The following is a 25,440-nucleotide window of genomic DNA, read 5'->3' as shown; positions in this document are numbered from 1 at the left end:
CACTAGAGTTCGGCGCATGAAGAACGGCTGGGGGCAGACGCCTAACCCGTACGTCGAGCTGACGCGCGAGCAGTGGCAGGCGCTGCGGCGCAACACGCCGCTGACCCTCACCGCCGAGGAGCTGGAGGAGCTGCGCGGGATCGACGACCCGATCGACCTGTCGGAGGTGACCGACGTCTACCTCCCGCTGACGCGGCTGCTCAACCTGCACTTCAGCGGCTCCCGCGCCCGCAACGCCGCCCTCGGCACGTTCCTCTGCGACGACACGGGGCCCGCGCCGTACATCGTCGGCATCGCGGGCAGCGTCGCCGTCGGCAAGTCCACCACCGCGCGGCTGCTGCACACGCTGCTCGCCCGGTGGCCCGAGCATCCGCACGTCGAGCTGGTCACCACCGACGGCTTCCTCTACCCGAACGCGGTGCTCGAGGAGCGCGGCATCATGCACCGCAAGGGCTTCCCCGAGAGCTACGACCGGCGCGCGCTCGTGCGGTTCGTGTCCCAGGTCAAGGCCGGCGTGCCCGAGGTCTCGGCGCCGGTCTACTCCCACCTGGAGTACGACATCGTGCCCGGCGAGCGGCAGGTCGTGCGCAAGCCGGACATCCTCCTGCTGGAGGGGCTGAACGTGCTCCAGCCCGCGCCGATGAACTCCCTCGCCGTCTTCGACTTCTTCGACTTCTCGATCTACGTGGACGCGAAGACCGAGCACATCCGCGAGTGGTATCTCAACCGGTTCCACTCGCTGCGCCGCACGGCCTTCAACAACCCGCGCTCGCCCTTCCACTACCTGGCGAGCCTGCCGGACGAGCAGGCCACCGAGTTCGCGCGCGGGGTCTGGCGCGACATCAACGAGGCGAACCTCATCACCAACATCCAGCCGACCCGCGCCCGCGCCAGCCTCATCCTCCACAAGGGCCACGACCACTCCATCCGCAAGATCTCCCTCCGCCGCACATGACACCGCACCTGGGCCCCGGGAAGCCTCGCCGAACCGCGTTCTGTGGATAACCCCGGCGGGCGAGGGCGCGCGGCGGGGGTTCGCCGGCGGCCCGGAGCGAGGCGGTAAGGTTCCCGGCGTGCTTCACGTGCGTGTTGTGTCTCCCGCCGACCGGACCGGGGAGGTCGAGGAGGCGCTGCTCGACTGCCCGGCGGTGACGAACGTCGCGGTGCTCCCCGGCGCCGCGCGGCGGCCCAGCGGCGACCTCGTGCTGTGCGACGTGGCCAGGGAGGGCGCGAACGCCGTGCTCGACACCCTCCGGGGCCTGGGCCTGGAGGAGAACGGGTCGATCGCCGTCGAGCGCGTGGACCTGTCGGTGTCCAGGGGCGCCGAGGAGGCGCAGCGGGCGGCGCCCGGGTACGGCGACGACGCCGTGATCTGGGAGGAGCTGGACCGGCGCACGATCGAGGAGACGCGCGTCACCTGGGCGTACCTGGCCTTCCTCGCGATCGCCACCCAGATCGCCGCGATCGGCGTCCTCGTCCCCTCCACGATCCTCATCGTCGGCGCGATGGTGCTCGGGCCGGAGTTCGGCGCCGTCTCGGCGATCTGCTTCGGGCTGCTGCGCCGGGACTGGCCCCGGATCGCCGCCGCCGCGCGCACGCTCGTGATCGGGTTCGCCGCCGCGATCGCCGTCACGTTCCTGTGCGCGATCGTCAGCCGCTGGCTGGGCTGGATCGACCCGAGCTGGCTCGACCTGAACAAGGAGATGGAGTTCATCGTCAAGCCCGACCGCTGGTCGTTCATCGTGGCGCTGCTCGCGGGCACGGCCGGCGTGCTCTCGATCACCGCCGGGAGGTCCTCGGCGCTGGTCGGCGTCTTCATCTCGGTCACCACCGTCCCCGCCGCGGGCAACATCGCCGTCGGCCTGGCCCTGAGCCACCTCGGCGAGGTCTGGGGCTCACTGGCCCAGCTCGGCGTCAACCTGGCGGGCATGATCCTGGCCGGCACCGCCACCCTCGCCGTCCAGCGCGTCGCCTGGCGCAAGTACGGCTTCCGCCTGCCCGGCCCCACCCGCCGCTCGGTCACGGGCCCCCGCCGGGAGCCGTGACCCGCGACCTGGGCGCGGCGGGGTGGAGGTAGCCCCACCGTCTGGAGGACCAGACGGCAGATGCCGTCTGGTCCTTTCGGCATAGATGTAGATAAGTCCACAGACCGATGTCCGGCGAACGGATTAGCGTGAGGCTTTGGAGGCAAAGGGATAACCAGAGAGGAGGCGTCATGCACCCGTGGTTCGCCGAGATGCTCGACGTGGTGCGCGCCGAGGCGCTCGACGACGACGAGACGCAACGCCGCCGGCGGCGCGCGAAACGCGTCAAACGCGCACGCAGCCGGGTCCGCGCCGCTTCGGCGGAGTGACCGGTGCGGGATAGTACGGTGGCGATCATGACGATCCTCGCCACCGAGGGATTGACGCGCCGGTTCCCGAGGGTGACGGCCCTCGACGATCTCACCGTGACGGTCACGCCCGGTGTGACCGGCCTCGTCGGGGCCAACGGAGCGGGCAAGTCCACGCTCATCAAGATCCTGCTCGGCCTCCTCGAACCCACCGGCGGGCGCGCTCAGGTCCTGGGCATGGACGTCGCCACCCGAGCCGAGGACATCCGCCGCCTGGTCGGCTACATGCCCGAGCACGACTGCCTGCCCCCCGACGTCTCCGCCACCGAGTTCGTGGTGCACATGGCGGGCATGTCCGGACTTCCGAAGACCGCCGCCCGCGAGCGCGCCGCCGACACCCTGCGCCACGTCGGCCTCTACGAGGAGCGCTACCGCCCCATGGGCGGCTACTCCACGGGCATGAAGCAGCGGGTCAAGCTCGCGCAGGCCCTGGTCCACGACCCCCGCCTGGTCTTCCTCGACGAGCCCACCAACGGCCTCGACCCGCGCGGCCGCGACGAGATGCTCGACCTGATCCGCCGCATCGGCGGCGAGTTCGGCATCAGCGTGCTGGTCACCTCGCACCTGCTGGGCGAGCTCGAGCGCATCTGCGACAACGTGATCGTCATCGACGGGGGCCGGCTGCTGCGCTCGTCGTCGATCGCCGACTTCACCAGGGCGGCCGCCGCGCTGACCGTCGAGGTCGAGGAGGGCCACGGCCCGCTCGCCGACGCGCTGCGCCGCTCCGGCCAGGAGGTCGCGCTCGACGGGCGCGCCCTGGTCGTGCAGGTCCGCGACGACGGCACCTTCGACGTCGTCCGCGACCAGGTCGCCGAACTGGGCCTGCACCTGGTCCGCATGGAGCACCGGCGCGCCCGCATCGAGGACGTCTTCCGCGGCGAGGAGGCCGTTCATGCACCCTGAGGCCGCCCCCGACATCCGGGGCGTCATCCACGACATCGGCTACCGCCGCTACGACGGCCCGCGCCTGGGCCGGCTGCACGGCTTCGGGACCCTGTTCCTGCACGGGCTGCGCGGCGTCTTCGGGCTGGGCCGTACGGCCAAGGCCAAGGTCATGCCGTTCCTGATGGTCACGATCATGCTGCTGCCCGCGGTGGTCGCGATCGCGGTGATGGCGCTGCTCAAGGAGGCCCCGCTCCCCTACCAGCAGCTCTCCGTCATCATGCAGCCCGTCCTGGCGATCTTCCTGGCGTCGCAGGCGCCCGTGCTCGTGGCCCTGGACCAGCGCTTCCACGTCCTGCCGCTGTACTTCTCGCGGCCGGGCTCGCGGATGGACTACGTGCTGGCGCGCTACTCGGCGATGGCCGCCGCGCTGTTCCTGATCCTGGCGCTCCCGCTGACCGTGGAGTTCGTCGGCGAGCTGCTCGTCGACCCGCCCGGGCCGGTCCACCTCGGCGCCTACCTGAGCTCGATGGCCGGCGCCGTGCTCCTGGCGATCACGCTCGGGGCGCTCGGCCTCGCCGTCGCCGCCGCCACGCACCGGCGCGGCCTCGGCGTCGCCGCGGTCATCGCCGTCTACCTCGTCCTGACCGTCATGTCCGGCGTGCTCCTGGGCGTCTTCATGGCCACGGGCAACGACGACAAGGCCCAGTGGGCCAACCTGATCAACCCGTTCCACCTGGTGGACGCGGTGCGCGCCTGGGCGTTCGGACATCCCCCCGGCGACTTCGCCTACCCCGACGGCCTCGCGGGCGGGCTGATCCCCCTCGGCGCGATGCTGCTGGTGATCGCCGCGTCCCTCGGGCTCCTGGCCGCCCGTTACCGGAAGGTCGGCTCATGACCCTGCCGAGCCAGCCCGCCGTGGCCGCCCCGGCCGCCCCGGCCGGGCCCCACCCCACGACCGTCTACCTCCAGCAGGTCTCCCGCTGGTACGGCAACGTGGTCGCCGTCAACGACGTGACCATGGCCATCGGGCCCGGCGTGACCGGGCTGCTGGGGCCGAACGGCGCGGGCAAGTCCACGCTGCTGCACATGATGGCCGGGTTCCTCGCCCCGTCCTCGGGAGCGGTCACGCTCGGGGCCGAGCGGATCTGGCGCAACCACCAGATCTACCGGTCCATCGGGCTCGTGCCCGAGCGCGAGGCCGTCTACGGGTTCCTCACCGGCTGGCAGTTCGTGCTGGCCAGCGCGAAGCTGCACAAGCTGCCCGCGCCCGAGGCGGCCGCCGAGCGGGCCATGAACCTCGTGGAGATGATGGGCCCGGCCAAGGACCGCCGGGTGGACACCTACTCCAAGGGCATGCGGCAGCGCGTCAAGGTCGCCGCGGCGCTCGTGCACGACCCGGCCGTCCTCCTGCTCGACGAGCCCTTCAACGGCATGGACCCGCGCCAGCGGCTCCACCTCATGGAGCTCGTCCGCGAGATGGGCGCCTCGGGCCGCACCGTCCTGTTCAGCTCGCACATCCTGGAGGAGGTCGAGCGCGTCGCCCAGCACATCGAGGTGCTGGTGGCCGGGCGGCACGCCGCCTCGGGCGACTTCCGCGAGATCCGCAGGCTGATGACCGACCGGCCGCACGTCTTCTTCGTACGGTCGAGCGACGACCGCAGGCTGGCGGCCGCGCTCATCGCCGACCAGGCCGCCGGCGGGGTCTCGCTGGCCGAGGGCGGGCTGGAGGTGCGCGCGCTGGACTTCCGCCGCTTCACCTGGCTGCTCCCGCGCGTCGCCCGCGACGCCGGGGTGCGCCTGTGGCAGGTGTCCCCGGCCGACGAGGACCTGGAGTCGGTGTTCTCCTACCTGATCTCCGGCAACGGCTCCGGCCGCCGTCCGGGCGGGCCTCCGGGTCCGGGAGGGCCTCCCGGTCCGGGCGGGCCCGCCGTACCCCATGCCGACGCTCCCCCCGCCGCCGGTCCGCTGCCGGCCCCGCCCCGCTCCGGAGGCGCCGCGTGAACGCCACCATCGCCGCCGTCACCTACCGGGGCATGATCGGCAGCCGCCGGATCTGGCTGCTGGTCGCGCTGCCGCTGATCATGGTGGGGCTGGCCCTGCTGCTCCGGCTCACGAACCAGGCCGACGAGCAGCTCGCGGTCATCCTCATGCAGCGGTTCGCCGTGGGGGCCCTGCTCCCGCTGATGGGCCTCATCGTCGGCACCGGGGTCATCGCCCGCGAGATCGAGGACGGCGTGATCATCTACATGCTGTCCAAGCCGATCCCGCGCCCGGTGGTGGCCTACACCAAGCTCCTGGTCGCCGTCTCGCTGATGATCGTCTTCGCCGCGATCCCCACGTTCCTGGCCGGCTACCTGATGGTGGGCGCCGAGTCCGGCGTGGCCACCGGGTTCTTCCTGGGCACGGCCGCCGGCGGGATCGCCTACGCCGCGGTCTTCCTGCTGATCAGCGTGCTCACCCGGTACGCCGTCACCATCGGCGTCATCTACGCCCTGATCTGGGAGGGACTGGTCGGCGGCATCGTGCCGGGCGCCCGCCAGTTCTCCATCCAGCAGTGGACCCAGTCGATCGCCGACTCGGTCTCCTCCTCGCCCTTCTTCAAGGCCGACGTCCCCCTGGGCTTCGCCGCGGTCGCCCTGATCGTGGTCACCCTCGGCGCCGCGATCTGGTCCGGGCAGCGCCTGCGCTCCCTGTCCATCACCGGCGACGACTGACCCTCCGTACGACGAGAAGGCCCTCCGTCACGATGACGGAGGGCCTTCTCGCATGTCCTGTACGGCCGCGCGGCCCGCGCTCCGGGCTAGCCGAGGGCGGCGCGGACGACCTCGGCGAGTTCGCCGGCCACCCGCTCGGCCTGGTCGTGGGACTCGGCCTCGACCATGACGCGGACCATCGGCTCGGTGCCGCTGGGCCGGATGAGGACGCGGCCGGTCTCGCCCAGCTCGGCCTCGGCCTTGGCGACCGCGTCGGCCAGCTCCGGGGAACTGCCCGCCCGCGACTTGTCCACGCCCTTGACGTTGATCAGGGTCTGCGGGAGCCGGGTCATGACCGACGCCAGCTCGCCCAGGGTGACGCCGCGGCGCGCGACCTCGGCCAGCAGGTGCAGGGAGGTCAGGACCCCGTCTCCGGTGGTCGCGTGGTCGAGCATCACCACGTGGCCGGACTGCTCGCCGCCCAGGTTGTACCCGTCGGCCTTCATCGCCTCAAGGACGTAACGGTCCCCGACCGCGGTCTCGACCACGGCGACGCCCGCCTCGCGCATCGCGAGCTTGAAGCCCAGGTTGGACATGACCGTGGCGACCACGGTGTCCTTCTGGAGCCTGCCCGCGTCGCGCATGGCCAGGGCCAGCACGGCCATGATCTGGTCGCCGTCGATGATCTCCCCGGAGGCGCACACCGCCAGGCAGCGGTCCGCGTCGCCGTCGTAGGCCACGCCGGCGTCGGCGCCGCGGCGCACGACCTCCCCGGCCAGCCGGTCGAGGTGGGTGGACCCGTGCCCGTCGTTGATGTTGAGGCCGTCGGGGTCGCAGCCGATCGTCTCCACGGTCGCCCCGGCGCGGCGCAGCGCCTCGGGCGCCACCTCGAAGGCGGCCCCGTGGGCGCAGTCCACGACGACGCGCAGGCCGTCGAGGCGGCCCGGCAGCGTGGAGAGCAGGTGCCCGATGTAGCGCTCGGCCTCGCCGTGCGCGTCACGGACGCGGCCGACGGCGTCGCCGACGGGACCGTGGCCCGGGCGGGAGCGCTGCTCGCCGAGCCTGGCCTCGATCTGGTCCTCGACCGCGTCGGGGAGCTTGTGCCCGCCACGCGCGAAGAACTTGATGCCGTTGTCGGGCGCCGGGTTGTGCGACGCCGACAGCATCACGCCCAGGTCCGCGTTGAGCGCCTGGGTGAGGTGGGCGACCGCCGGGGTCGGCAGCACGCCCAGCCGGAGCACGTCCACCCCGGCGGAGGCGAGGCCGGCGACGACCGCCGCCTCCAGGAACTCGCCACTGGCGCGGGGGTCGCGTCCGACCACCGCGAGGGGACGCCCGGACAGAGCCCCGGCGTCCCCGAGTACGTGCGCCGCGGCCACCGACAGGTCCATGGCGAGTTCGGCCGTGAGGTCGCGACCCGCGACCCCACGAACCCCGTCGGTGCCGAACAGACGGCCCACGTAATTAACGCTTGCTGTACTGCGGAGCCTTGCGGGCCTTCTTGAGGCCGTACTTCTTCCGCTCCTTCGCCCGGGCGTCACGGGTGAGGAAGCCGGCCTTCTTCAGCGGCGGGCGGTTGTTCTCGGCGTCGAGAATCGCCAGCGCGCGGGAGAGGCCCATGCGCAGCGCGCCGGCCTGGCCGGTCACGCCGCCGCCGTCGATGCGGGCGATGACGTCGAACTGACCCTCGGCGCCCAGCGTCACGAACGGCTCGTTGACGAGCTGCTGGTGGACCTTGTTGGGGAAGTACACGTCGAGCGAGCGGCCGTTGATCGTCCACTGGCCGGTGCCGGGGACGATGCGGACGCGGGCGATGGCCTCCTTGCGGCGGCCGGTGCCGTACGCGGTGCCCGTGGTGATCGGGCGGGGCTCGGCTACGCCCTCGGACGGGGACGACTCGGTGGTGTACTCAGCCGGGAACTCCTCGTTCTCCAGCTCGCCCTCGATGGGCGTCTCGACGCCGGTGGGCTCGGCCACGGTTCTCCTCGTGCTTCCTACTCGATGCGACAGCGGCCGCGATTACTGAGCGATCTGGGTGATCTCGAACGGCACCGGCTGCTGCGCCTGGTGCGGGTGCTCGGGACCGGCGTACACCTTGAGCTTCTTGGCCATCTTCCGGCCGAGCGAGTTCTTGGGGAGCATGCCCTTCACGGCCTTCTCGATCGCGCGCTCGGGGCGCTTGGCGAGAAGCTCGCTGTAGGGCACCGCCCGGAGTCCGCCGGGGTAACCCGAGTGGCGGTAGGCCTTCTTCTGCTCCAGCTTGTTGCCGGACAGGGCGACCTTGTCGGCGTTGATGACGATGACGAAGTCGCCGGTGTCGACGTGGGGGGCGAAGATCGGCTTGTGCTTACCGCGCAGCAGCGTGGCAACCTGGCTGGCGAGCCGGCCGAGCACGACGTCTTCTGCGTCGATGACGTACCACTGACGCTGAACGTCGGCGGGCTTCGGTGAGAACGTGCGCACGGTAGTTGGCCTTCTTCTCGCGTCTTGCTGACTGGACGGTCGGTCATGGCGGAATGCACACGTCGCCCCTGACCTTCCGTCTCCGCTCTCGGGAGAAGACGCCGGACGCGCCGCGCATCGGTCCCGGAAGAGACGCGGGACCCATCCGCACACAACGAACTAGGAGGATACCCCCGCGACGGGCGCGCGTCCAAATCGTGGACCCCGGGCACCCCCGGGTACGGCTCCGCAACGGCCTCCGTGTCCGATTGTATGCGCAGAGCGGCGGATATCTATCGGAGATACACGTCTCATGCCTATATTTGGCGAGGTTATGAGGCGAAGGCCACGGGGTGTGGCGCCCCGGTTCCGGTTCGGCGCTCTCGCATGCCTCGCTGCCGGGATCGCGCTCGGCCTGGGGATCCACGGCACCGGCCTGACCGGCCACGCCGCCCCTCCCCCGCCCGCCGCCGCGGCGGACCCCGCCGCGTCCGCCTCGCCGTACCCCTCCCGGGGGCGCGCGCAGGCGCGCGGCTCGATGGCCGAGGAACCCACGGGAGCCGCCTCCGGGGCGGCCTCGGGGCCCGCGTCGCCGGAGGCGGAGGCCGCGGAGGTCGTGCGGCTCACCAACGCCCGCAGGGTGCGCGCCGGCTGCCGCCCGCTGCGGGTGGACGCCCGCCTCGGCGCCGCCGCCCGCGCCCACTCCCGGGACATGGCCACGCGCGGGTACTTCGGCCACACCTCGCCGGGCGGCGTCAGCCCCTGGCGGCGCATGGAGAAGGCCGGATACCACGACGGCGGGGCGGAGAACATCGGGCGCGGCTACCTCACCGCCGCCGAGGCCGTCGCGGGCTGGATGAGCGCCCGGACCCATCGCCGCAACATCCTCGACTGCCGCCTGCGCGCGGTCGGCGTCGGCGTCCACCACGGCCCGGGAGGCCCCTGGTGGACGCAGGACTTCGGCTATTCGTGAGGGGGCATATGCGGTGATCTGCCACTAGTCTCGGCGCATGGGGTACGACCCGTACGGCAGGCGTCCGTACAACGACGAGCCCGGGCGGCGCGAGCCGTACGGCCGGGAGAGGGACGCGGGACACGCCGGCGGAGACCGGCACGCGGACGAGGCGCCTCCGCTCTCCGGCTACCCGGGCGAGCGGGTGTACCCGCCGCCGTCGCCGGAGGAGCGCCGGGGCGGGCACGCGCGCGAGGACGACCTCCGGCCCGGATACGCGCGCGAGGACGACTTCCGGCGCGGGTACCCGGACGATGACGACCCCGGCGGCCTCGCCCTCGCGGCCGACCGGGAGCGGCGGTACCGCGTGGGCTCGGGCCCGGCCACCTGGGAGGAGTACGCCGAGGAGCCGCCGCGCCGGCGCGTGCTGCCGATCGTGCTCGTGGTGGTCGCCGTGCTGGGGGCCGCGGTCGTGGGCGGATACCTGCTGCTCGGATCGTCCTCGCCGGACCGGGCTCCGTCGTCCGCCTCGTCGCCGGGCGCGGGCACGGCCCAGGACGGCGGCCCGGCCCCGGCCGGCAGCGGCGCGCCCGAGTCGCCCGCGGAATCCCCCTCCGAGCCCTCCGAGCCCTCCGGCGGCCCCCGGCCGGAGCCCTCGGGGGCGATCGGGCACGCGGCGAGCCGGGCCACGGACCCGATCCCGCTGACGCCCAAGGAACTGTTCCCCCGGAGCAAGGTCGGCGGGTTCACGCTGGTGGCCCACCGCACGGACAAGAAGTGCAAGTCCGCGGTGGACGGCGACAAGATCAGCAAGGCCGTCGCGGCGGCGGGCTGCACGCAGATCGTGCGCGCCAGCTTCCAGGACGCCAAGGGCAAGATCCTGGGCACGATCGGCGTGGTCAACCTCAAGGACTCCCAGGCGGCCGAGAAGGTCGCGGCGGCGGCGCGGGACAAGAAGCGCCGCGACTACGTCAAGCCGCTGCCCGGCAAGTCCGGCGCGGCCAAGTACCTGGGCACCGGGGAGGCGCTGGCCGGGGCGCAGACGCACGGGCACTACGCGGTGCTGCTGTGGTTCCAGTTCAAGGACGGTCACAAGCCCACGGCTGCCGAGCGGGAGACGCTGAACCGGGCCGCCGGTACGATCACCGAGTCCACCGTGTTCAAGGCGCTGGACACCCGTTCGCTGCTCGGGACGCCGGGGAACTGAGGGCCGGGAGCACGATCGCGACATTCCGGTCATCGACCACGAAAGCGGGCGTCCGGACCGGCTTGAAACGACCATACAGCTAAGACGATCACCATGATCTCGCTACGCTTCGGGCTATGCGTGGCCAGGAATCGGGGCCCCGGCAGGAGCACGAGACCGACGAGGCGGTGGCGCCGGTGAGCCCACCGCCCAGTTTCGGTCATCCGCAGTCCGCCGGCCGACCCGACGAACCCGCCGAACCCGGGCAGCCGGAGCACTCCGGGCCCTCACACGTCGCGGACCAGGGGCGATCTCAGCCGCCCCCGGGCGTTCCGCCGTACTCCGGCCAGCACCCACCGGGCGCCGGCCAGTGGTTCGTGGGCGACGAGGAGATGCGGGACGGCGCCGCCGCGCGGCCCGCCCCGTCCGCGGGGGCCGACTGGTACCTCCCCGACGGCCACCCCGCGTCCCCGCCGCACCCGGCCGGGGACGCCGCCCGGCAGCACCCCGGCCAGGGCCCCGCCGCGCCCGCCCCGTACGGCGGGCCGCCCGCGCCCCCGCCGGCCTGGGGCCCGCCGCAGGCCGGCGGATCACCGTGGGCGCCGCCCGCCGCCGAGTCCCCGGTGGACTGGTTCGGCGACGACCCCCGGATGGACGAGAGCCCGGGCGTCCCCGTCTGGCCCCTCCCGCCGGTGCCCCCGGCCCGCGAGTCGGCCGACGGCCCGCCGCCGCTCGCCGCGCCCCACGACGTCACCGCCGAGAAGACGATCCCCTTCCGCGCGCCCGCGCCGGGCGCGCCCGGCCCCACCCAGCCCGGCGAGTACGGCGGAGCGCCCGCCTGGGCGCCGCGGGGCGACCAGGCGCCGGGACACACGCCTTCCGGGCCGGGGTTCGGCACGGAATCCCCGTGGGGCGCGCAGCCGGCAGAGGGGGCGACCGGCGTCGCCACTCCGCCGGGCGGCATGCCGGCCTCCCCGGGCCCGTCCGCGCACCCGGGGCCCGGCGGCGCGAGCCCCGCTCCGGACACCGCGGGCCAGGGCTTCGGCGCGGAATCCCCGTGGGGGCGGCCGGCGTACGGCCAGGACGCACGTGAAGCGGCGACCCAGGCCGCGCCCGGTCACCCCGCCTTCCCGCCGGGCGTCCCGGCGGCCCGGCCCGGCGAGGTCCCGTGGGGCCCCGGGGACGCGGGCCACGGCGGTCCGCACGCCACGGGCGGCGAGGGCACCTCCGGAGCCCCCGGCGGCCCGGCCGGACCCGACGCCAGGACGCCCCACGACCCGTTCGCGGGCCCGCCGCCCGCGCCCGGTCACGCCCCCGGTCACGCGCCCGGCCCGGCGGCGCCTGACCGGCCGGCACTTGGCCAGGCTTGGCCGCAGAGCCCGGAGGGCGGCGATCTCGCCGGGCCGTCCGGCTACGGCGTCCATGGCGCGCCCGGTCACGCCCCCGTTCCCGCGGCCGCTCCCGGCGGCCCGGGCGCGGCCGCGGGCCCCGGTTCGCCCTGGGGTCCCGGCCCCGCGCAGGGTTCCCAGGACGGCCCGCACGCCGCCCCGGCGACCGGCGACAGCCGTACCTCCGGGCCCGGCGGCCCCGGGCAGCCGGTGGCCCCCGGCGGGTTCGCGGGCACGGCGGGCCAGGGCGCTTCCGTGTCCACCGATCCCGCGGCGCGACCCGGCTTCGAGGGCGGACCCGCGCGGGATCACCGCGCCCCCGGCGACGCGGGGCAGGCCGCGCAGGCCGCCGGTCCCGGGCAGGCCGCGCCACCCGCCGCGCCCGCTCACGGCGACGACTCCCCCTGGGCCCCGCCCAGGCCGGCCGCCCAGGGCGCGGCGGACGGCGCGCCGGGCGACGGCCGTACCGGGGACACCCCGGGCGGCGCGAGCGCTCCCGGGCGGCAGGACACCGCGTTCGCCGGCCCCGCGCCCACCGGTGCGGGGGCGCACGCCACGCCCGGCTCCCCCTGGGCACCACCCGCCGCGCACGGCCAGGAACCTCCGGGCGAGCCTGCCGCAGGCACGACGGCGCGGGCGGGCGCGTTCCCGTACCGCTCGCCGGACCCCGCGGGCCAGGGCGACTCCGCGTGGGCCCCGCAGGAGGGACGGCCGACGGCGTCCGAAGCGCTCGTAGGGAGCACCCCGACGCGCGACGGCGCGCAGGCGACCGGGCCGGACCATGGCCAGAACACGCCTGTCGGGCCGGACCGCGACCAGGGCGCGAACCCCGGCCGGCCCGCCGCAGGCGGCGCGGTCCAGGGAGCCCCGGGCACCGGCCAGGCGGCCTCAAGCCCGGGCCAGGGAGCCCCGGGCACCGCCCAGGCCGCACCCGGCACCGGCCAGGAGAACCCGGACGGCGCCCAGGGCGGTCCTTCCGGCGAGCCCTCCGGGCCGCACCAGCAGGTGCACCCCTCGGCGGCTCACGCCGTACCCCCGGCCGACGCGGCGCGGGGCGGCGGCGAGCGGCCCCGGGACGCCCAGAACCCGGAGCAGGGCACGCCCGAGGAGAACGCCTCGGGCAAGCTGCCGAAGCGGGAGAAGTCCGGCGGCGTGCAGCAGCACCACGTCCCGCAGCCGCCCTCCGGCGACCAGACCCGGCAGCTCCCGGTGAGCGGCCCGGGGCAGAACCCCGCGGACCAGCCCGGCCAGAACACCCCGAACCAGGGCGCGGCCGGACCGACCACTCCCAGCCAGGGCATCCCCCTCCAGAACACACCAGCCCAGACCGGCCAGAACCCGGCCGTCCCGGCTCAGACCGGCCAGACCCCGGCCGTCCCAGGCCAGAACGGCCCGAGCCAGGATGCGCCGGGTCAGACCGGCCCGGGCAAGAGCGGCCCGGGCAACAACGGTGCGGGCCAGGGCGCTCCCGTCGCGGCGGAGCGAGACGCGTTCACGCCGCCCTCGGCCGAGCCGCCGCCCCTGCCCGCCCCCGCCGAGCCGGAGACCCCGAAGAAGGGGCGCAAGAAGGTGCTCATCGGCGTCGCGGCCGTGGCGGGTCTCGCGCTCGTGGCCGCGGGCGGGTTCTTCGGGTACCGCGCACTCGACGACGGGCGGACCAGCACGGCGAGCCGGCCGATCCCGTCGAACAAGCCGCTCCCCGAGGTCCCCGGCAACCAGCAGCCGCGCACCGACACCAGCCGGATCAACTCGGTGAAGACCGATCCCAAGCTGATGGGCGTCGGCGAGGCGTTCCCGAGCGACGAGATCACGCTCTCGGGCAAGAAGTTCACCCGGGTGCAGACGAAGCTGGACGCCGACTGCTCCAAGGCCGCCGTCGGGCCGTTCGCGAACGCCCTGCGCAAGCAGAAGTGCCAGCGGGTGGTCCGGGCGACGTTCGTGGACAGCGAGAAGAAGTACGCGATCACCACCGGCGTCGCCGTGATGCCCACGCGCGAGGCGGCGGTGGCGGCGGACAAGGCCAAGAACCTCAAGAACAACCTGTGGTTCCGCGGCCTGCCCGGCCCCAAGTCGAGCGCCGCCACCAAGGTCCACGTCGCGGGCGGGTACGCCGCCGGGCTGGTCTGGGGCCGCTACATCGTCTTCTCGTACGCCACGTACGCCGACGGCCACACGCCGGCCAAGGACGAGAAGGATCTGGCCCCGGTCAGCGACGCGTTCCGCGACTACGCGGTGATCCCCATCGAGAAGCGCGCCACGGCCTGACCCCGGACCCAGGAGAACGGCGGCGGACTCAGCTCCGCCGCCGTTCTCCGCGTCGTGCCCGGCCCGCCCGAGGCGGTCTCAGGCGCCGAAGGGAGGCACCTCGACCGCCTCGGCCGGTTCGGCCGGTTCGGCCGGTTGGGCGGGGGTGAGGGTCCGGACGCGCCGGGTGGACGCGGCCCGGGCGGCCAGTTCCTCGTCCGGCGGGTAGGTGACCTCCTCCAGGCAGAGCCCGTGCGCGGGGGCCACGTGCACGGCGGAGTCCCGCACGGCCCGCGTGAGGACCTCCCCGGGCCAGGTGACCGGACGGCGCCCCTCGCCGACGGCCAGGAGCGCGCCGACCAGGGCGCGGACCATGGAGTGGCAGAAGGCGTCGGCCTGGACGGTGGCCACCAGCAGGCCGGACGGCTCGCGCCGCCAGTCCAGGCGCTGCAGCTCGCGGATGGTGGTCGCACCCTCGCGACGGCGGCAGTAGGCCGCGAAGTCGTGCTCGCCGAGCAGGGCGGCGGCGGCCTGGTTGAGGAGGTCCAGGTCCAGCGGCCGCCGGTGCCACAGCACCTCACGGCGGCGCAGCGGATCGGGCCCGCCCGGAGCGTCGCTCACCCGGTACGCGTACCGCCGCGATAGGGCGCCGAACCGCGCGTCGAAGCCCTCGGGCGCGAGCCGTACGGCGTGGACGCGCACGTCCGGCGGGAGCACCCCGGCGAGGCGGCGCAGCAGGTCGGCGGGCGACGTCTCGGGCGGCAGATCCACATGACAGACCTGGCCGCGCGCGTGCACCCCCGCGTCGGTACGGCCGGCCACCGTGAGCTGGGGCGGCGCGGGCAGGCGGAGGATGCGCCCGAGGGCCTCCTCCAGCGTGCCCTGCACGGTCCGCAGCCCGGGCTGCCGCGCCCAGCCGGCGAACTCGGTGCCGTCATACGCCAGGTCCAGGCGCAGCCGTACGGTGTCCACAGCCCCCTCCGGAGAAGTCGGGTCAGGTCGGAAAAGCCGCGAGCCCGGCCTCCGCGAAGGAAGCCGGGCCCACGGTCAGGTCCCGGAGAATCAGGCCTTGGTCTCGGGCTTGGCGTCGCCCTCGGCCTGCTCGACCTCGGTGGCCTCCTCCGTCTGAGCGGAGGTGGCGCCCTCGGCGGGCTGGTCGCCGGCCTCGGGGGCCTCGACCGTCTCCGTCTTGGCCTCCTCGTTCGCGGCCTCGGCGGCAGCGGCGGCGGGGGCCTCGGCGGCGGCCGGGGTGGCCACGCGACCGGTGGTGACCTTGGCCTGCATCGGCTCGCGGACGAGCTCGATCACGGCCATGGGGGCGTTGTCGCCCTTCCGGTTACCGATCTTGGTGATGCGGGTGTAACCGCCCGGGCGCTCCGCGAACATCGGGGCGATCTCGGTGAAGAGCGTGTGAACGACGCCCTTGTCGCGGACCACCGTCAGGACCTGGCGACGGTTGTGCATGTCGCCCTTCTTGGCCTTGGTGATCAGCTTCTCGGCCAGCGGACGCAGCCGCCGCGCCTTGGCCTGGGTCGTGGTGATCCGGCCGTGCTCGAACAGCGCCGTGGCGAGGTTCGCCATGATGTGCCGCTCGTGAGCCGGGCCGCCGCCGAGGCGCGGGCCCTTCGTGGGCTTGGGCATTTCGTTCTCCTTGTGGGATAACCCGCCCCGGCCGTGTCAGGTACCGGGGTCGGGCCGGCGGGCCCATGGGGAGGCCCGCCGTTACAGATGTCTCTAGTACTGCTCGGTCTCGGCGTAGCGCGAGTCGTCCTCGTCGCCGTAGTTGTCGGCGACGGCGCTCGGGTCGAACCCGGGCGGGGAGTCCTTCAGGGCCAGGCTCATCTCGTGCAGCTTGGCCTTGACCTCCTCGATGGACTTCGCGCCGAAGTTGCGGATGTCCAGCAGGTCCTGCTCGCTGCGCGCCACGAGCTCGCCCACGGTGTGGATGCCCTCGCGCTTGAGGCAGTTGTACGACCGGACGGTGAGGTTGAGCTCCTCGATCGGCAGCGCCAGGTCGGCCGCGAGAGCGGCGTCCGTCGGCGACGGGCCGATGTCGATGCCCTCGGCCTCGACGTTGAGCTCGCGGGCCAGGCCGAAGAGCTCGACGAGGGTCTTGCCGGCGGAGGCCACGGCGTCGCGCGGCTTCATGGCCGGCTTGGTCTCGACGTCCAGGATGAGCCGGTCGAAGTCGGTGCGCTGCTCGACTCGGGTCGCCTCGACCTTGTAGGTCACCTTCATGACCGGCGAGTAGATCGAGTCGATCGGGATGCGGCCGATCTCCTGGCCCGGCTGCTTGTTCTGCGCGGCGGAGACGTAGCCGCGACCGCGCTCGACGGTCAGCTCCATCTCCAGCTTCGCCTTGCCGTTCAGCGTGGCGATGCGCAGGTCCGGGTTGTGCACCTCGACGCCCGCGGGCGGCGCGATGTCGGCCGCGGTGACCTCGCCGGGACCCTGCTTGCGGAGGTACATGACCACGGGCTCGTCGTGCTCGGAGGACACGACCAGGCCCTTGAGGTTCAGGATGATGTCGGTGACGTCTTCCTTGACCCCGGGGACGGTCGAGAACTCGTGCAGCACGCCCTCGATGCGGATGCTCGTGACGGCCGCGCCCGGGATGGACGACAGCAGCGTACGGCGCAGCGAGTTGCCGATGGTGTAGCCGAAGCCGGGCTCCAGCGGCTCGATGACGAACCGGGACCGGTGCTCGTCGACCTGCTCCTCCAGGAGCGTCGGTCGCTGGGCGATGAGCATGTGGGTTCTCCCCTGGTTACGCGGCGCCCGCTATATGACGTCCGCGGTCTGACTGTGCGTGATGGGGGCCGCGGCTCGCGGCCCCCATCGGGGGCTCTACTACTTGGAGTAGAGCTCGACGATCAGCTGCTCCTGCACCTGGGTGTCGATCTGCTGGCGAACCGGCAGCTGGTGCACGAGGATGCGCATCTTGTCGGGGACGACGCCGAGCCACGCCGGAACCTGACGCTCGCCGGCCTCGGCGCGGGCGACGACGAAGGGCGTCATCTCCCAGGACTTCTGCCGGACCTCGATGATGTCGTGCTCGCGGACGCGGGCCGACGGGATGTCGACCTTGCGGCCGTTGACGGTGATGTGACCGTGCCGCACGAGCTGACGGGCCATGTCACGGGACTTCGCGAAGCCCGCGCGGTAGACCACGTTGTCGAGGCGGCTCTCCAGGATCTGGAGGAGGTTCTCACCGGTCTTGCCGGCCTTGCGGTTCGCCTCTTCGTAGTAGTTGGCGAACTGCTTCTCCAGCACGCCGTACATGCGGCGGGCCTTCTGCTTCTCACGAAGCTGGAGGAGGTACTCGGTCTCCTTGGGGCGGCCGCGGCCGTGCTCGCCCGGCGGGTAAGGCCGGATCTCGATCGGGCACTTGGGGCCATCGCACTTGGAGCCCTTGAGGAAGAGCTTGGTCTTCTCGCGGCGGCAAAGCTTGCAGTCCGCGCCGGTGTAACGCGCCATTGTTGTAGTTCTACCCCTCAGACCCTGCGCCGCTTCGGCGGACGGCAACCGTTGTGCGGAACGGGCGTGACGTCCTGGATGGACCCGACCTCAAGACCCGTCGCCTGGAGCGAGCGGATCGCGGTCTCACGGCCGGAGCCGGGGCCCTTGACGAAGACGTCGACCTTGCGCATGCCGTGCTCCATGGCGCGGCGGGCGGCCGACTCGGCGGCCATCTGGGCGGCGAACGGGGTGGACTTGCGGGAGCCCTTGAAACCCACGTGGCCGGCGCTGGCCCAGGAGATCACGTTCCCGTTGGGGTCGGTGATCGAGACGATCGTGTTGTTGAACGTGCTCTTGATGTGGGCGTGCCCGTGAGCGACGTTCTTCTTTTCCTTGCGGCGCACCTTCTTCGGGGCGCCCTGGCGGCTCTTGGGAGGCATCTGTTGCCAAACTCCTGGAGGTCGTCGGTCCGACTACGGACTACTTCTTGCCGGGCTTCTTCTTGCCGGCCACGGTCTTCTTCTTGCCCTTGCGGGTGCGCGCGTTGGTCTGCGTGCGCTGACCGTGCACGGGAAGCCCGCGGCGGTGACGGATGCCCTGGTAGCAACCGATCTCGATCTTGCGGCGAATGTCGGCCTGGACCTCACGGCGGAGGTCACCCTCGATCTTGAAATTCGCCTCGATGTAGTCACGCAGCGGGACGAGCTCGTCGTCCGTGAGCTGGTGCACGCGCAGGTCACCCGAGATGCCGGTGTCCTTGAGAATCCTCAGAGCGCTGCTGCGGCCGATTCCAAAGATGTACGTAAGGGCGACTTCGAGTCGCTTGTCGCGAGGCAGGTCGACGCCGACGAGGCGTGCCATCGCTTTCTCCTTCTACAAGGCGGAGGTCCTACGCACCGCGCCCCTCACACAGACGGGCCCCGGCCTCCGACCGGGGGTCCTCCCGGGGGTGTCCCCCGGGCGTTGCGGTACGTGCTTACGTTGTGATGACCGCTTGGCGCGATCCCCGGCCGCCCGTCGCGGGCGGCCGCCACGAATCAGCCCTGGCGCTGCTTGTGGCGCAGGTTCTCGCAGATCACCATGACGCGACCGTGCCGGCGGATCACCTTGCACTTGTCGCAGATCTTCTTGACGCTCGGCTTGACCTTCATTGTCCTTATTCCGTCGTGAGACGCTGCCCTGTGACGGGCGGCTACTTGTACCGGTAGACGATCCGGCCGCGACTCAGGTCGTACGGGCTCAGTTCGACGACAACCCTGTCGTCGGGAAGAATCCGGATGTAGTGCATCCGCATCCGTCCGCTGATGTGGGCCAGGACCTTGTGCCCGTTATCGAGCTGCACCCGGAACATGGCGTTCGGGAGAGACTCGATCACAGTGCCCTCGATCTCGATGGCGCCGTCCTTTTTGGGCATGTCCTCCGCGCTTCACTGATCGATCGTCTGTTTCTTCGGCTCACTACGCAGCCGCACCAGCTCGCCCTCGCGATCGACACAGTGTTCGGCACGGAGGCGTGCATGGTCATAGGGGCCGACAAAGGAGTGTACGACACGCGGCGCGATAATGCGAAACGCGCGTGTGGGCCGCGCCGAGCGCGAACGCCGCTGTCAGTGTCTCCCCATACAGCATACGTCATGCCCTTCGCGACTCTCATGAGGTACGCCCCCAGCGCGGCGCGACGCCTTCCCCACGCCCGGAGCCGCGCCCCGACACACCCCGGCGCCGCCCCACACCGGCCGCGCCCGCCCTTGGACGCCCATTACCGCCCATGACGCCCCATGCCGTACGGCCTGAGCCCGGAGCGGCGGCAGGCGGGCTCACGCCGTACGGCATGGGCGCGGCCCCGCCCGCAGGGGACGGGGCCGCGCGACGCGATCGGGGACGGACGCGCGTCAGCGCCCGGTGAGGTCCGGCCCGGCGCGTGCCCGGTCGCCGCGACCGGGCGGGGCGTCCGCTCAGGTCTTCTTCCTGCCCTCGCCGAAGATCGACGCGACCAGCAGCACCGCGCCCCAGGGGCCCGCGACCCAGATCGGCCAGAAGTAGATCAGCTCGCCGGCGGTGACGCAGATGATCGCCCAGATCGCCGTGGTGATAGCGGTGACCGAGGCCCAGCTCGCCCAGGCGGCCCGCATCCCCGAGTCCTTCTCGGCGGGGGGCTTGGCGGCCTGCGGCTCGGGCGCCCGCATCTGGTGCAGGTCGATGTCGGGCAGGTCCGACGTGATCTCGGCGAGCTGGCCCAGCGTCTTGGCCTGGTAGAGGTGCTCCAGCCGCTCGTGGAACTCGTCCACGGTGAGCCGGCCCTGGGCGCAGTGCTCGCGGAGGGCCTCCGCGACCCGGTCCCGGTCGCGGTCGGAGGCCCGCATCTCAGGAGCGTTCGCCATCGCCTCCCACTCCCGCGGAGAGAAGTCCGGCAAGTCGGGACTCGCCGCCGTCGATGGCGGTGAGGACCCAAGGCCCATTATGTGTCACGGCGACGCTGTGCTCGAAGTGCGCGGAGGCTTTTCCGTCCTCGGTGACGACCGTCCAGTCGTCGTCCAGCACGCGGGTCGTGGCGGTCCCCAGGTTCACCATCGGCTCGACGGCGAAGCACATCCCCGCCTCCATCCGCGGGCCGCGCCCCGGCTTGCCGTGGTTGGCGATCCAGGGGTCCATGTGCATCTCGGTGCCGATGCCGTGCCCGCCGTACTCCTGCGGGATGCCGTACCGCCCCTGGCTCCTGACGTACGTCTCGACGGCGTGCCCGATGTCCGACAGCCGGCCGCCGACCTTGAGCGCCGCGATGCCCCGCCACAGGGACTCCTCGGTCACCCGCAGCAGCTCGGTCAGCTCCGGGGCCACCTCGCCGACGGGCACGGTGATCGCGGCGTCGCCGTGCCAGCCCTCGAGGATCGCGCCGCAGTCGATCGAGATGATGTCGCCCTCGCGCAGCTTGCGGCGGTCGGTCGGGATGGCGTGGACCACCTCGTCGTTCACCGACGCGCAGATCGTCGCCGGGAAGCCCTGGTACCCCTTGAACGAGGGAATCGCGCCCGCGTCGCGGATGGCCCGCTCGGCGATGGCGTCCAGATCCAGCGGGGTCACCCCCGGCTCCACGGCCTCGCGCAGCAGCTCCAGCGTGCGGCCCACCACGAGACCGGCCGCCCGCATCTTCTGGAGCTGCTGGTCGTCCTTGATCTGAATCGCCGACTTGGTCTTCCGGAACACGATTCACCTCCAGCAGTCAAACGCCCAATACCCACCCAAAGATTCCAAACTCCACGCCGTACGGCCCCGCCGCCGCGCCGCCTCCCCCGGCGTACGGCCCGCGGGCCGAAGGCGGGCGCGTCGCCGTACGGCGGGCCCAAACGCGCCGCGCCACCCTCCGCGGGGAGCGGGGGTGGCGCGGCGTGGCGTGTGAGGCGCTGATCAGTCCGCGAACGGGCGCAGGGCGTCCATGGCGCGTTCGGTGATCTCCTCGACCGGCCCGGTGGCGTCGATGCCCACCAGCAGGCCCTCGGAGGCGTAGAACGAGATCAGCGGCGCCGTGTCGCGCTCGTAGACGCCCAGGCGGTGCCGGACGGTCTCCTCGCGGTCGTCGTCGCGCTGGAACAGCTCCCCGCCGCAGGCGTCGCAGACGCCCTCGACGGTCGGCGGGTCGAACACCATGTGCCAGACCTTCCCGCAGGAGCGGCAGGTGCGGCGGCCGGCGAGGCGGCGCACGACCTCGTCGTTGTCCACGATGAGCTCGAGGACGATGTCGAGCTTGGTGCCCCACTCCTCGAGCATCTTCTTGAGGATCTCGGCCTGCGGCACGTTGCGCGGGAAGCCGTCGAGCAGGAAGCCCTCGCGGGCGTCCTCCTCGCCGAGCCTGTCGCGAACCATGGCGATCGTGACCTCGTCGGGGACGAGGTCACCCCGATCCATGTACTGCTTGGCCAGCTTGCCGAGCTCGGTGCCACCGGACACGTTGGCTCGGAAGATGTCACCTGTCGAGATTTTCGGGATGGACAGGTGCGATGCGATGAACTGGGCCTGCGTCCCCTTGCCCGCTCCGGGGGGCCCGACCAGGACGACGCGCACTACCGCAGGAAACCCTCATAGTTGCGTTGCTGGAGTTGGCTCTCGATCTGCTTGACCGTGTCCAGCCCGACACCGACGATGATCAGAATGCTCGTGCCTCCGAACGGGAAGTTCTGGCTGGCACCGACCAGCGTCAAGGCGACCAGCGGCACCAGGGAGATCAACCCCAGATAGAGCGACCCGGGAGCCGTCAGCCTGCTGAGCACGAAGCTGAGGTACTCGGCCGTGGGCCGACCCGGGCGGATGCCCGGGATGAAGCCACCATACTTCTTCATGTTGTCGGCGACTTCGGGGGGGTTGAAGGTGATCGACACGTAGAAGTAGGTGAAGAAGACGATCAGCAGGAAGAAGGTCAGCATGTAGACCCAGTTCCCGGTGTTCGCGCTGGAGTAGTACCGCGAGATGAACGACACGACCGCGTTCGGGTTCTTCTGGTCCCCGAACATCGTGATCGCGAGCTGCGGGAGGTAGAGCAGCGAGGAGGCGAAGATGACCGGGATGATGCCGGCCTGGTTCACCTTCAGCGGGATGTAGGTCGAGGTGCCGCCGTACATGCGGCGGCCCACCATGCGCTTGGCGTACTGCACGGGCACGCGCCGCTGCGCCTGCTCGACGAAGACGACCGCGGCGATCATCAGCACACCGACGATCATGACGACCGCGAAGGTCCAGCCGCCCTTGGTCTGCAGGATGCGGCCCAGCTCGGCCGGGAATACCGCGACGACCTGGGTGAAGATCAGGATCGACATGCCGTTGCCGATGCCGCGGTCGGTGACCAGCTCACCCAGCCACATGATCACGGAGGTGCCGGCGGTCATCGTGATCACCATCACGACCAGCGTGAAGATGCTGTCGTTGACCATGATGTCGAGGTTGCAGCCCGGGAACATCTGCCCGCTGCGCGCCAGCGCGATGAACGCCGTGGACTGCAGGACCGCCAGCCCGATCGTGAGGTACCGCGTGTACTGCGTGATCTTCGCGGTGCCCTGCTGGCCTTCCTTGCGCAGTGCCTCCAGGCGCGGGATCACCACGGTGAGCAGCTGCAGGATGATGCTCGCGGTGATGTACGGCATGATGCCCAGCGCGAAGACCGCGAGCTGGAGCAGCGCCCCACCGCTGAAGAGGTTGATCAGGCTGTAGACCGAGGCGTTGGGACCGGCCTGGACCTGGCCCAGACACTGCTGGATGTTCGAGACGTGGACACCCGGCGTGGGCAAGAACGAGCCAAGCCGGAAAAGCGCGATGATGCCCAGAGTAAAGAGCAACTTCTTGCGCAGGTCGGGCGTTCGAAACGCCCGAGTGAACGCGGTCAGCACGGCTCCTCCTGCGCGCCTGGTCGGCGAAAGTCTGTCTGCTGCCGGTTCATCCGGCAGATCGGGGTTGGTACGACGCGGAACGCGGCCCGCCGAGCGGCACCGCGTTCCAGCGCACTCTAACGCAATGAGAGCGCAGGGGAGACCGCCGACTGGCGGAAACCCCTGCGCTCACCATTTCACAGCTCGTTGGCCGTGCCCCCGGCCGCCGCGATCTTCTCCTTCGCGGAGGCCGAGAAGGCGTGCACCGTCACGTTCAGCGCGACGGTGATGTCGCCGGTGCCCAGCACCTTGACGGGCTGGTTCTTCCGTACGGCGCCGCGCGCGACCAGTTCGTCCACGGTCACGTCGCCGCCGCCCGGGAACAGCTCGGACAGCTTGTCCAGGTTGACCACCTGGTAGGTGGTCTTGAACAGGGCGTTCGAGAAGCCCTTGAGCTTGGGCACCCGGCGGATGAGGGGCATCTGGCCACCCTCGAAGCCGAACGGCACCGTGCTGCGGGCCTTCGTGCCCTTGGTGCCGCGACCGGCGGTCTTGCCCTTGGACGCCTCGCCGCGGCCCTTGCGGGTCTTGGCCTTGTTGGCGCCCGGGGCCGGCCGCAGGTGGTGCACCCGGAGCGGAGTGTTCTCAGCCATGTCTACTCGACCTCTTCAACCACGACGAGGTGCGTCACCACGGAGACCATGCCGCGGATCTCCGGGCGGTCCTCCTTGACGACGACGTCGCCGATTCGCTTGAGACCCAGCGAACGAAGCGAGTCGCGCTGGTTCTGCTTGCCGCCGATCTGCGACCGGACCTGCTTGATCTTCAGACGCGCCATGGTCAGCTCACCGCCTTCGCGGCCGCCGCGGCCTCGGCCAGGCCCTCGGCGCGAGCCTTGAGCATGGCGGCCGGGGCGACGTCCTCGATCGGCAGGCCACGCCGGGCCGCGATCTCCTCGGGGCGGTTGAGGCCCTTCAGCGCCGCGACGGTGGCGTGCACGATGTTGATCGGGTTGTCGGAGCCGAGCGACTTCGACAGGACGTCGTGGATGCCGGCGCACTCCAGGACGGCGCGCACCGGACCACCGGCGATGACGCCGGTACCCGCGGACGCCGGGCGCAGGAGGACGACGCCGGCGGCGTCCTCACCCTGCACGCGGTGCGGGATCGTGCCCTGGATGCGCGGCACCTTGAAGAAGTGCTTCTTGGCCTCTTCGACGCCCTTGGCGATCGCCGCGGGCACCTCCTTGGCCTTGCCGTACCCGACGCCGACGGTGCCGTTGCCGTCACCGACGATCACGAGGGCGGTGAAGCTGAAGCGCCGACCGCCCTTGACGACCTTGGCCACTCGGTTGATCTTGACGACGCGCTCGATGTACGAGACGCCCTTGTCGGCGGCGCCACCGCGGCGATCGTCGCGACGGTCACGCCGCTCTCCACCGCCACCGGCGCCGCGCCGCGGAGCTGCGGCCATCAGTGGTTCCTCATCTCATTGCTCGTGTGGGTGTTGTTCATCTAGAACTCCAGCCCACCTTCACGGGCGCTGTCCGCCAGGGCGGCGATCCGCCCGGCGTAGCGGTTTCCGCCACGGTCGAAGACGACCGCGGTGATCCCGGCGTCCTTGGCCCGCTGAGCGAGGAGCTCGCCGACCTGCTTCGCCTTGGCCGTCTTGTCGCCTTCCGCGGTGCGCAGCGCGGCGTCCATGGTGGACGCGCTCACCAGCGTGTGGCCCTGGGTGTCGTCCACGATCTGGACGAACAGGTGACGCGTGGAGCGCGTGACGACCAGACGCGGACGGGCGGAGGAGCCGAACACCTTCTTGCGGACTCGCCGGTGACGCCGGCCGCGCGAGACGGCGCGCGGCGAAGTCTGCTTGCCGTACGCAACCTTGCCAGCCATGCCTACTTACCAGCCTTTCCGACCTTGCGGCGGACAACCTCGCCCTGGTAACGCACGCCCTTGCCCTTGTACGGGTCGGGCTTGCGCAACTTGCGGATGTTCGCGGCGACCTCGCCGACCTTCTGCTTGTCGATGCCGTCCACGTGGAACAGGGTCGGCTTCTCGACACGGAAGGTGACGCCTTCAGGAGCGTCGACGATCACGGGGTGGCTGAACCCGAGCGAGAACTCGAGCTGCGCCGGGCCCTTGGCCTGGACGCGGTAACCGACACCCACGATCTCGAGCGTCTTGCTGTAGCCCGCGGTCACACCGGTCACCATGTTGGCGATCAGCGTGCGGGACAGACCGTGCAGCGCACGGTTCTTGTTCTCGTCGTTCGGCCGGGCGACCGTGATGGTGCCGTCCTCGGCGCTCACGGTGATCGGCTCCGCGACAGTGTGCGAAAGCGTGCCCTTGGGTCCCTTGACGGTGACGTTCCGGCCGTCGATGGCTACATCGACGCCGCTCGGCACGGGGATGGGCAGCCGTCCGATTCGCGACATGCTGGG

The 25,440-nt window shown here is 71.9% G+C and carries 30 protein-coding genes; 10 read left to right on the top strand and 20 right to left on the bottom strand.

Annotation, left to right across the window (positions count from 1 at the left end):
- Positions 1 to 16: 16 nt before the first annotated feature.
- From coaA to D5H75_RS32120, 7 genes are all read left to right on the top strand, one after another.
- Positions 17 to 955 carry a type I pantothenate kinase gene (gene coaA, locus D5H75_RS32145; protein WP_119930345.1) on the top strand — a complete coding sequence of 313 codons (939 nt, stop codon included), beginning with the start codon at positions 17 to 19 and terminating at the stop codon, positions 953 to 955.
- Between the two features lie 118 nt (positions 956 to 1,073).
- Positions 1,074 to 2,045, top strand: coding sequence for a DUF389 domain-containing protein (locus D5H75_RS32140; RefSeq protein ID WP_119930344.1), 972 nt, complete (start codon positions 1,074 to 1,076; stop codon positions 2,043 to 2,045).
- A 170-nt stretch (positions 2,046 to 2,215) separates the two neighbouring features.
- On the top strand, positions 2,216 to 2,353 hold the full coding sequence (locus D5H75_RS42135; RefSeq protein WP_202638712.1) for a hypothetical protein: 138 nt from the start codon (positions 2,216 to 2,218) through the stop codon (positions 2,351 to 2,353).
- Positions 2,354 to 2,380: 27 nt separating this feature from the next.
- A complete protein-coding gene (locus tag D5H75_RS32135; RefSeq protein ID WP_119930466.1) occupies positions 2,381 to 3,295 on the top strand; it encodes an ABC transporter ATP-binding protein in 915 nt (304 codons plus the stop codon).
- A complete protein-coding gene (locus D5H75_RS32130; protein ID WP_119930343.1) occupies positions 3,285 to 4,172 on the top strand; it encodes an ABC transporter permease subunit in 888 nt (295 codons plus the stop codon). Before D5H75_RS32135 ends, D5H75_RS32130 begins: the two co-directional genes overlap by 11 nt.
- Entirely contained in the window at positions 4,169 to 5,278 is a 1,110-nt protein-coding gene (locus D5H75_RS32125) for an ABC transporter ATP-binding protein (RefSeq protein WP_119930342.1), read from the top strand. Before D5H75_RS32130 ends, D5H75_RS32125 begins: the two co-directional genes overlap by 4 nt.
- Positions 5,275 to 5,991 carry an ABC transporter permease gene (locus D5H75_RS32120; protein ID WP_119930341.1) on the top strand — a complete coding sequence of 239 codons (717 nt, stop codon included), beginning with the start codon at positions 5,275 to 5,277 and terminating at the stop codon, positions 5,989 to 5,991. Before D5H75_RS32125 ends, D5H75_RS32120 begins: the two co-directional genes overlap by 4 nt.
- An 86-nt stretch (positions 5,992 to 6,077) precedes the next feature.
- Here D5H75_RS32120 and glmM read toward each other — a convergent pair whose 3' ends face one another.
- From glmM to rplM, 3 genes are read right to left on the bottom strand one after another with little or no spacing between them, the layout of a single operon-like run.
- Positions 6,078 to 7,430: a phosphoglucosamine mutase gene (gene glmM, locus D5H75_RS32115; RefSeq protein ID WP_119930340.1), complete on the bottom strand. Its 1,353-nt coding sequence runs from the start codon at positions 7,428 to 7,430 to the stop codon at positions 6,078 to 6,080.
- A 4-nt stretch (positions 7,431 to 7,434) separates the two neighbouring features.
- On the bottom strand, positions 7,435 to 7,947 hold the full coding sequence (gene rpsI / locus D5H75_RS32110) for a 30S ribosomal protein S9 (RefSeq protein WP_119930339.1): 513 nt from the start codon (positions 7,945 to 7,947) through the stop codon (positions 7,435 to 7,437).
- 42 nt (positions 7,948 to 7,989) lie between these two features.
- Positions 7,990 to 8,433, bottom strand: coding sequence for a 50S ribosomal protein L13 (rplM, locus tag D5H75_RS32105; protein WP_119930338.1), 444 nt, complete (start codon positions 8,431 to 8,433; stop codon positions 7,990 to 7,992).
- A 313-nt stretch (positions 8,434 to 8,746) separates the two neighbouring features.
- On the opposite strand from rplM, the gene D5H75_RS32100 reads away from it, so the two are divergent.
- The 3 genes from D5H75_RS32100 (at position 8,747) to D5H75_RS32090 (ending at position 14,203) form a co-directional block, all read left to right on the top strand.
- On the top strand, positions 8,747 to 9,385 hold the full coding sequence (locus D5H75_RS32100) for a CAP domain-containing protein (RefSeq protein WP_202638711.1): 639 nt from the start codon (positions 8,747 to 8,749) through the stop codon (positions 9,383 to 9,385).
- A 37-nt stretch (positions 9,386 to 9,422) separates the two neighbouring features.
- Complete coding sequence (locus D5H75_RS32095; protein WP_119930336.1) at positions 9,423 to 10,571, top strand: hypothetical protein; 1,149 nt, start codon at positions 9,423 to 9,425, stop codon at positions 10,569 to 10,571.
- A gap of 116 nt (positions 10,572 to 10,687) precedes the next feature.
- The gene (locus D5H75_RS32090) at positions 10,688 to 14,203 is read left to right on the top strand and encodes a hypothetical protein (RefSeq protein ID WP_147425341.1); all 3,516 of its coding nucleotides are present in this window, start codon (positions 10,688 to 10,690) and stop codon (positions 14,201 to 14,203) included.
- 78 nt (positions 14,204 to 14,281) lie between these two features.
- Here D5H75_RS32090 and truA read toward each other — a convergent pair whose 3' ends face one another.
- The 17 genes from truA to rplF all read right to left on the bottom strand — a co-directional run bounded on the left by truA (position 14,282) and on the right by rplF (position 25,434).
- A complete protein-coding gene (gene truA / locus D5H75_RS32085; RefSeq protein ID WP_119930334.1) occupies positions 14,282 to 15,154 on the bottom strand; it encodes a tRNA pseudouridine(38-40) synthase TruA in 873 nt (290 codons plus the stop codon).
- Positions 15,155 to 15,244: 90 nt separating this feature from the next.
- Positions 15,245 to 15,823: a 50S ribosomal protein L17 gene (gene rplQ, locus D5H75_RS32080; protein ID WP_119930333.1), complete on the bottom strand. Its 579-nt coding sequence runs from the start codon at positions 15,821 to 15,823 to the stop codon at positions 15,245 to 15,247.
- A 93-nt stretch (positions 15,824 to 15,916) separates the two neighbouring features.
- The gene (locus D5H75_RS32075) at positions 15,917 to 16,933 is read right to left on the bottom strand and encodes a DNA-directed RNA polymerase subunit alpha (protein WP_119930332.1); all 1,017 of its coding nucleotides are present in this window, start codon (positions 16,931 to 16,933) and stop codon (positions 15,917 to 15,919) included.
- 99 nt (positions 16,934 to 17,032) lie between these two features.
- Positions 17,033 to 17,659, bottom strand: a complete 627-nt coding sequence (gene rpsD, locus D5H75_RS32070) for a 30S ribosomal protein S4 (RefSeq protein ID WP_119930331.1) — start codon at positions 17,657 to 17,659, stop codon at positions 17,033 to 17,035.
- A gap of 17 nt (positions 17,660 to 17,676) precedes the next feature.
- Positions 17,677 to 18,081 (bottom strand): 30S ribosomal protein S11, encoded by a 405-nt coding sequence (gene rpsK, locus D5H75_RS32065; RefSeq protein WP_119930330.1) that lies wholly within the window; start codon positions 18,079 to 18,081, stop codon positions 17,677 to 17,679.
- Positions 18,082 to 18,121: 40 nt separating this feature from the next.
- Complete coding sequence (gene rpsM / locus D5H75_RS32060) at positions 18,122 to 18,502, bottom strand: 30S ribosomal protein S13 (RefSeq protein ID WP_119930329.1); 381 nt, start codon at positions 18,500 to 18,502, stop codon at positions 18,122 to 18,124.
- A 176-nt stretch (positions 18,503 to 18,678) separates the two neighbouring features.
- On the bottom strand, positions 18,679 to 18,792 hold the full coding sequence (gene rpmJ, locus D5H75_RS32055; RefSeq protein ID WP_009740505.1) for a 50S ribosomal protein L36: 114 nt from the start codon (positions 18,790 to 18,792) through the stop codon (positions 18,679 to 18,681).
- 41 nt (positions 18,793 to 18,833) lie between these two features.
- On the bottom strand, positions 18,834 to 19,055 hold the full coding sequence (gene infA / locus D5H75_RS32050; protein ID WP_119930328.1) for a translation initiation factor IF-1: 222 nt from the start codon (positions 19,053 to 19,055) through the stop codon (positions 18,834 to 18,836).
- Positions 19,056 to 19,595: 540 nt separating this feature from the next.
- Complete coding sequence (locus D5H75_RS32045) at positions 19,596 to 20,021, bottom strand: DUF1707 SHOCT-like domain-containing protein (RefSeq protein WP_119930327.1); 426 nt, start codon at positions 20,019 to 20,021, stop codon at positions 19,596 to 19,598.
- The gene (gene map / locus D5H75_RS32040) at positions 20,005 to 20,844 is read right to left on the bottom strand and encodes a type I methionyl aminopeptidase (protein WP_119930326.1); all 840 of its coding nucleotides are present in this window, start codon (positions 20,842 to 20,844) and stop codon (positions 20,005 to 20,007) included. Before map ends, D5H75_RS32045 begins: the two co-directional genes overlap by 17 nt.
- 201 nt (positions 20,845 to 21,045) lie before the next feature.
- Positions 21,046 to 21,699: an adenylate kinase gene (locus D5H75_RS32035; RefSeq protein ID WP_119930325.1), complete on the bottom strand. Its 654-nt coding sequence runs from the start codon at positions 21,697 to 21,699 to the stop codon at positions 21,046 to 21,048.
- Positions 21,699 to 23,015: a preprotein translocase subunit SecY gene (secY, locus tag D5H75_RS32030; protein WP_119930324.1), complete on the bottom strand. Its 1,317-nt coding sequence runs from the start codon at positions 23,013 to 23,015 to the stop codon at positions 21,699 to 21,701. The genes D5H75_RS32035 and secY overlap by 1 nt, the downstream gene beginning before the upstream one ends.
- 176 nt (positions 23,016 to 23,191) lie before the next feature.
- Positions 23,192 to 23,647 carry a 50S ribosomal protein L15 gene (gene rplO / locus D5H75_RS32025; RefSeq protein ID WP_119930323.1) on the bottom strand — a complete coding sequence of 152 codons (456 nt, stop codon included), beginning with the start codon at positions 23,645 to 23,647 and terminating at the stop codon, positions 23,192 to 23,194.
- Between the two features lie 2 nt (positions 23,648 to 23,649).
- Positions 23,650 to 23,832: a 50S ribosomal protein L30 gene (gene rpmD, locus D5H75_RS32020; RefSeq protein WP_119930322.1), complete on the bottom strand. Its 183-nt coding sequence runs from the start codon at positions 23,830 to 23,832 to the stop codon at positions 23,650 to 23,652.
- A 2-nt stretch (positions 23,833 to 23,834) separates the two neighbouring features.
- The gene (gene rpsE, locus D5H75_RS32015; protein ID WP_119930321.1) at positions 23,835 to 24,467 is read right to left on the bottom strand and encodes a 30S ribosomal protein S5; all 633 of its coding nucleotides are present in this window, start codon (positions 24,465 to 24,467) and stop codon (positions 23,835 to 23,837) included.
- 41 nt (positions 24,468 to 24,508) lie between these two features.
- Positions 24,509 to 24,892: a 50S ribosomal protein L18 gene (gene rplR / locus D5H75_RS32010; RefSeq protein WP_119930320.1), complete on the bottom strand. Its 384-nt coding sequence runs from the start codon at positions 24,890 to 24,892 to the stop codon at positions 24,509 to 24,511.
- A 2-nt stretch (positions 24,893 to 24,894) separates the two neighbouring features.
- Complete coding sequence (gene rplF / locus D5H75_RS32005; RefSeq protein WP_119930319.1) at positions 24,895 to 25,434, bottom strand: 50S ribosomal protein L6; 540 nt, start codon at positions 25,432 to 25,434, stop codon at positions 24,895 to 24,897.
- Positions 25,435 to 25,440 lie beyond the last annotated feature (6 nt).

Origin of the sequence: Bailinhaonella thermotolerans, assembly GCF_003594875.1 — a bacterium.
In the GTDB taxonomy this organism is placed as follows: domain Bacteria; phylum Actinomycetota; class Actinomycetes; order Streptosporangiales; family Streptosporangiaceae; genus Bailinhaonella; species Bailinhaonella thermotolerans.
The sequence above is the reverse complement of the archived record's forward strand: the minus strand, read 5'-3'. Positions and strand labels throughout refer to the sequence as shown.